We start from the raw sequence: 756 nt of genomic DNA, 5'->3' as shown, positions 1-756 counted from the left end.
TTCAACACCCCGTTCAAGATGTGGAAACGGTATTCCTTCAACGGCGGCACCAGCGACCCGTGCATCATCTCCTGGCCCGCTGGGATCGCCGCCCGCGGCGAGACCCGCGACCAATACCACCACGCCATCGACGTGGTCGCGACCGTGCTGGACTGCCTGGGGATCGCACTGCCCGACACCGTGAAGGGCTACACCCAGCACCCGCTGCAGGGGGTGAGTATGCGGTACAGCTTCGACGCGGCCACCATCCCGACGGCCAAACACACCCAGTTCTACTCGATGCTCGGCACCCGCGGCATCTGGCACGACGGCTGGAAGGCCGTCACCACCCACCCGGCGATCAGCGGCTGGGGCCGGTTCCCCGACGACACCTGGGAGCTCTACCACACCGATGTGGACCGCGCCGAGCTCCGCGACCTTGCCGCCGAGGAGCCCGGCAGGCTCGCCGAGCTGGTCGGGTTGTGGTTCCACGAGGCCGGCGCCAACCACGCGTTGCCGCTCGACGACCGCCAACCCGTGGAAATCCTCACCACCCCACGCCCGCAGCCGGTGGCCCCACGCAACCGCTACGTCTACCGCTCGCGGTCAGTGTCCGCAACCGTTCCTACTCGATCGGGGCACTGGTCGACCTCCCCGAGCCGGGGGCGTCCGGGGTGCTGTTCTCCCACGGCGGCCGGTTCGGCGGCCACGCCCTGTACCTCGAGGACGACCGGCTGCACTATGTCTACAACTTCCTCGGCAGCGAGGAACAGCGGA

At 68.5% G+C, this 756-nt stretch carries 1 pseudogene; it reads left to right on the top strand.

Features of this window, described 5'->3' with window-relative positions:
* Positions 1-756: pseudogene (locus AZG88_RS19220) on the top strand (arylsulfatase); the annotation flags it as partial.

It is taken from the genome of Rhodococcus sp. LB1 (genome assembly GCF_001583455.1).
Lineage (GTDB): Bacteria > Actinomycetota > Actinomycetes > Mycobacteriales > Mycobacteriaceae > Rhodococcus_F > Rhodococcus_F opacus.
The sequence above is the reverse complement of the archived record's forward strand: the minus strand, read 5'-3'. Positions and strand labels throughout refer to the sequence as shown.